This is a genomic window from Helicobacter pylori, assembly GCF_002832345.1.
Taxonomy (GTDB): Bacteria; Campylobacterota; Campylobacteria; order Campylobacterales; family Helicobacteraceae; genus Helicobacter; species Helicobacter pylori_CP.
On sequence record NZ_PHLZ01000046.1, the window covers coordinates 1 to 2,884 of the forward strand.

1 pseudogene is annotated in these 2,884 nt (G+C 37.7%); it reads right to left on the reverse strand.

The features are described 5' to 3' along the window. Nucleotides 1-2,884, reverse strand: a pseudogene (locus tag CXY28_RS08470) (SNF2-related protein); the annotation flags it as partial.

A 2,884-nucleotide genomic window follows, 5' to 3' on the forward strand; every position in this document is an offset into this window, starting at 1 on the left:
GTAAGCGTCTCTTGCGCTCAAATAAGCTCTTCTGAATTCATCTTTGGTGAGTAAGGCTTTTAATTCTTTAAATTCTTCAGGGTGTTGATCCTTTTTAAAGCAACTTTCTAACCCACCCCATCCGCTAAATTGCGCTAGGATTTCTTGCTCTTTTAAAGTAGCGTAATAACCGCCTTTTAAGATCTCTTGTTTGGCTTGCAGTTCTTTTAAAAGCTCAATGGCTTTAATGTTAGCCTTATAGCGAGTTTTAGCTCCCTTAATTAAAACTTCTTCGCTCGGTTTAAAATCTATTTTAGGATTAAGGGGGATGGTTGGCGTGGTTGGTGTTTCTTGCTCTTGTGTTTCTTGTTTTAGCGTGGTTGGCGCGTTTTCTTGCATGTCTTGCTCTTGCGCGGTTTGTTCTTGAGCGTTATTCAACTCTACGCTATTATTTGTTATTTCACTCTCTTGTGTGGGATTTAATCCTACGCTATTAGAGATAGCGTTTTTATCGATGGCTTGACTATCTAGAGCGTTGGATGCGTTTAAGGCTTCATTTGTTGTGTCAATGGATTTTTTAAGGCGATTTTCTAAAATCTCTAAGACTTTTTTAGGGCTGATCTTTAATTGGAATTTATCATAGAAGATTTTAGTCGTAGGGTCTTTAAGGAGTTGTGCCCCCACGATGCTATCCTTTAAAGGCTCGTTGTGGTAAATAGCTTCTAAGAGCCTGGATCTAAAGTCAGGCTCACTCGCTATGGTGTTGTTTCTAATAGCGTTAAGCAAGCTTTCTAAATGGTCTAAATTTGATAAAAGTCTTCCCTCTTGATCCCTGTTTTCTTCAAGGTCTCTAAGTCCATTTGGTGCGCTGAGTCCTGCATGATGTGATCGGCTTTGAGCAGGTAATAATACTGATTGATTTGAGCTTCCTTGAGCAATTCCATATCGCTCACTCCTTGCGCCCTCTTGATTTGCGCTCCCATTCTGTCTAGGGCTTTTGTCTCCATTTTCGTTTGCTCTATCACTGCTTTTATCAAGCTCCCTATTGTTCTGTGATCTTTGGTTTTCATGGTCTGTGGGAAATAATGAGCCCATCTGTCCATGATCAAAAAGGCGTAAGCGTCCAGTCTGTCCTGGCTGTTCTCTAGAGAGAGAAAGCCCCAAATCTCTGGAGCTATTTTGTTGATGAGATGGGGATTGCGGTGTCTGTGATACTCCTCTCTCATCGCTGGGATAATCCCCCTTTTCTTCGCTTCTTGCTCCATTTTCCATTCGGCTTGCTTGACTTGACGCTCCATTGCTATTTGCTTTTGCATCCGCTCTTGCTGATATTCCATCTCCTCTAGATGCATGTTCATGTATTCTATCTCGCTCTCTATGGGATTTTTCTGAAACTGCCTGTTGGTCGCTAGATCTATAAATTCCTCTTGTTCCTCCCTGCTCTCTAGGCTCAATAAATAAACTAGGGTCTTGGTGTGAAAGTTCTCCATCACTCGATCGCTCCACTCTCTCTTGCTGTCCTCTAGGTTCGCTTCTGCGGTGAATTTCTTGCGGAATTCCTGCTCTAGCTCTGCTCGGCTCATCTGCGCGATTTGTTCTTTCTTTTCCATTTGGTTCTCCTAAATTTTGTTGCTCTAATTCTAAATCAGCAACGCTTAAATTGGGATGATTATTATCATTATTTTGAATAATATTGTTAGAAGTATTAGTCTCTATTGTATTGTTAATAGGGTTATTGTTATTTGCGTTAGAATTTTGCCACTCATTACCACCCTCTTTAGCTTGAATGATTGCTGCATTCAAGCTTACCAATTTGTCATAACGCTCCTTATAAGCTTTTTCAAAATTGTTGATGTCTCTTAAAATTTCTTTAAAAGGCTTGATTTCTCTTTTATTCCCATCGCCATTAACATAAACGCTTTCATAGTATTTTTGCAATTCAATTTTTGCTTGAGCGATTTCTTCCAAACTTAAAAGAGCGCTTCTTAAAGAATAATCTCTGTTTTCTTGCATAGCGCCTATCTCTTCTTTAGTCCAGCCTAAAATAAAACCATTATTAAAGAAAAATTGCTTAATTTTATTAGCGTTATCGGCGCTGAGATGGTTTTCTTTGAGTTTATTTTCATTGATAAGCCTATGCATTTTCCAAGCAAAAGATGCATAATCATCTTTATCTATCCAAGAATAATAATCTGTTGCTGAAAGCAATTGTTGCTCTAGGATTAAAGCATGCGCTTCTTTAGCTAATTCAAATTCTAGTTTTTTAACTTCTTCATTGTCGTTAGTATTCAATTTAGTATTTTCATTGTTTATTGATTCAAAAGGCAGTTTGTTATAGAGCTTAAAACACTCAGCGCTAGAAATACTGGGGATTATTTCTCTTACCAATTTACCATCTTTTGTTCTTTCTACTTCTTGGTAAATATCTTTAAGATAGTCGTATTCTTTAGCGATTTCATTGCCATTTTCTAAGGTTTTCTTATGCGTTTCATTATGGTGGGTCAATTGGATTTCTAAACCTTGCTCTTTCAATTCTTCTAAGCTGTTTGTGTGGGTTAGAATTTCAATTTCTCTTGGAAAAAATTCTCTATTTCTATCAATCAGATCGTATCTTTTAGTGATGCACCTTTCAAACCCTTCCTTATTCGCTTCATAAACACGAGAACTTTCTTTTATCTCACCATTAGCAAAGAAATTGACATCTTCTTTACTATTATCCTTATAGACTCGTTTTTCAAAGCTTAAATACTTTGCCCATTCAATAGGATTTCTAGAAATCATGCTTGCTTTATTGATTTGCGTTTTCACGACATAAGGGAGTGGCTCTTGTATTTCATTGGCCTTGCCTGATTCTTCAGCAGGGTTGCTTATGGCAATATCGCCATTATCTAAGATGCTAAATAAA